The sequence below is a fragment of the Sphaerospermopsis reniformis genome (assembly GCF_005402885.1).
Lineage (GTDB): Bacteria > Cyanobacteriota > Cyanobacteriia > Cyanobacteriales > Nostocaceae > Sphaerospermopsis > Sphaerospermopsis kisseleviana.
Map to the genome: position 1 here is coordinate 1 of NZ_BJCE01000403.1, position 2,719 is coordinate 2,719.

Below are 2,719 nucleotides of genomic sequence, written 5' to 3' on the forward strand. Positions count from 1 at the left end.
CGGAAAAAGTGTGCATTTTTTGGGATTTCAAGAGATGGCAAAGAAATTTTCAAATCTCCTCCTGACTCCTGACTCCTGACTCCTGACTCCTATGCCCTCACGGAAAGACTTTCTCAGCAAACCCTAATTATAAATTAAACTATATAATAATTATGACATCCTGAACATCCTTAAATCCTGAAAATCCTGATTCTGACAAAATCAAATTTTGAAAAATCACCACATTCCTATTAAATCAACATCCTGTAAATCCTATAATCCTGGATATCCTGATTCTGACAATGAAAATCCTGATGCAGAAAACATCATATCCAGGACATTCTACATATTTACATAAGCTATCGCAAACCGTTCTATTCCTGCTAAATCTGCATGAATAGAAATGTCACTATAATTACCATTCTTTTCTAACAATTCTCGCACCGTTTCAGCCTGTCCCGCCATCATTTCAATCAACCACACCCCACCAGGACGCAAATAATCAGGAGCAAGTGCGATTAAATGACGAATACAATCTAAACCATCCACACCACCATCTAATGCTAGATGTGGTTCATGTTTCACTACTTCCGGTTGTAATGTCAGTACCGTATCACTGGGAATATAAGGCGGATTTGATACCATCCCGCTAAATTGACCTTGCAAAAATTCTAAGGGTTTCCACCAATTACCTTGGTAAAATTTCACTTGTTCCCCAAAACCTAAACTTTCCGCATTGGTTTTCGCAACCTCTAAAGCTTCAGCACTGACATCTACAGCATGAATTGTCGCATTTGTCAATACCTCCGCTAAACCAAGAGCGATCGCCCCACTCCCAGTCCCCAAATCTGCCCAATGACCTGATTGTAACCCCTTACTTTCAGCAGCGTTTACAGCCAAATCAATCAAAATCTCTGTTTCCGGTCTAGGAATCAAAACCGCACTGGACACAGCGAGTTTAAATTTGCGCCAAGGTGTCACACCAGCTATGTATTGTATCGGCAAGCGTTCCTGTAAACGTCTTTGCCATAACCTGTCTAGTTCTGACAAAGAAAACTGCGTTTGAATATGATTCAAGTTTTTGAAGGACTCCAAACGCAGTGTCAAGCGGTCTAACTCAGTTATTTCCTGCAACAGCCAATCAACTTCTACAGGAGAAATGTCCGTAGATAAAGCATCTTTCAGTGCTTGATTACGCCACTGCCAAACTTCCATACCAGTAAATGACTGTTGCTTTGCCATGATTAACGCCGTTTAGAAGGTGCATTATTCTGCTTGGCAGCATTATTTTTAGGCAAAGTCCTAATATATTCTCTAGACTCTGGGGATGGAACCAAAACCACCTGATTTAACCAAGAATCATTTTTATCTTCCAAAGTTTTAATCACCCCATCCACATCTATTACCTGAATATCAGCTTGAGGAAACTTTGGTTTCACTTGGTTCAATAAACCTAGTGCATCTTGTTTACTCAAGAATAAAGGAATCATTTGCTGATTATTCGCACCTAATTGAATTGGTACATAGCCTTTATCTGTCCCAAATCTTACCGCAAATACAGGTACACTCTTAAATTGATCTACTTTTTGACCACTTGCATTTAGTAAAGTTAGAGCGCCTTTAACTTCTTTATCTACAGGTTTGAACGCAAACAACAGTCTATTCTGTTGGTTTTTACTTTGTTGCAATTGCTGATAAATTACACCTAGAGGAACAGCGGTAACTTGCAACTGTTTAGCCATTGTTTCTAGTTTTGGGTCTTTATTTTTGGCATTTTGCAATTCTTTGATAAACGCCAAAGCTTCTTGCCGACTCATATATACACCAGTCACTGAAGCCCCTGGTTGTCCATTTTGTGCGGGTATAGTCCGACTCAACGGTAAACCCTGATCATTCGTAATCAAGTAAACCGGTACAGAATCCAATTTTTCTTTGACTTGTTGTTCTGTTAATGCCAGCACAGGAAAATCAACAGCTACCACGCTGCCAAATAGGGTACTACCTACTAAACCCAGCGTTAAGCCCCAGCGAACCAATGATTTCATAAATACTCCTTATCTCAATATCAATACTTGAATTAACTTAGACAATCAGAAAGTAGTAGAATTTTATACCAACAAAACCAAGTTTAATTATCTAACCAGCTATTTTAGCTTTAAATAAGTTTATTGTGCTAATTTTTGGGAATTTTGCCCTGCTATTCACTACTAAATGCTGTATTATTCTATTATATTCTCCAGCAGGGTTTGATTTCCGGGACTCTTGCTCACAACAATTACATTTGATTGTATTGTTGATTGTATTGTTGTTTGTTTTGTTTGTTTTTCCGTGACGCTAGGACTTGATAAATCGTTCCCATTTCCGATTAACAGAGTTTTTTTATAGCTGTAGATAAGGCCGTGAGGCTCTCAAATCCAAGTAACAAGGATAAGTAGACAGCAAAAAAGCAGGGAACACCATCATAATTCATTCTTTCTCCTAACTCCTGACTCGTATTCCTAACTAGGAACTTGGGTTGTTAGTATGTATTAGTAACTTTTATCAATAACCCAAACCCAATAAAAAATATATAATCTATACTATACTATTTACTCACAAGAAAATCGCTGAAAGGCACGGAAGCCACTTGGCTGTCTTACAGTGGAGGAAGTGCCAACGGCGAATTTATTCGCCTTGACATTTAGCCTCATATCTCAACTATACTTTTAGAATCAACCAACATTGAAGGTCGAACAATGTA

General features: G+C 38.4%; 2 protein-coding genes. Both read right to left on the reverse strand.

Annotation, left to right across the window (positions count from 1 at the left end; all coding sequences use genetic code 11):
- Nucleotides 1-321: 321 nt before the first annotated feature.
- Nucleotides 322-1,221: a peptide chain release factor N(5)-glutamine methyltransferase gene (prmC, locus tag FFR48_RS26940; RefSeq protein ID WP_201277693.1), complete on the reverse strand. Its 900-nt coding sequence runs from the start codon at nt 1,219-1,221 to the stop codon at nt 322-324.
- Nucleotides 1,222-1,223: 2 nt separating this feature from the next.
- Nucleotides 1,224-2,024 carry a Tic22 family protein gene (locus FFR48_RS26945; RefSeq protein WP_096565866.1) on the reverse strand — a complete coding sequence of 267 codons (801 nt, stop codon included), beginning with the start codon at nt 2,022-2,024 and terminating at the stop codon, nt 1,224-1,226.
- Nucleotides 2,025-2,719 lie beyond the last annotated feature (695 nt).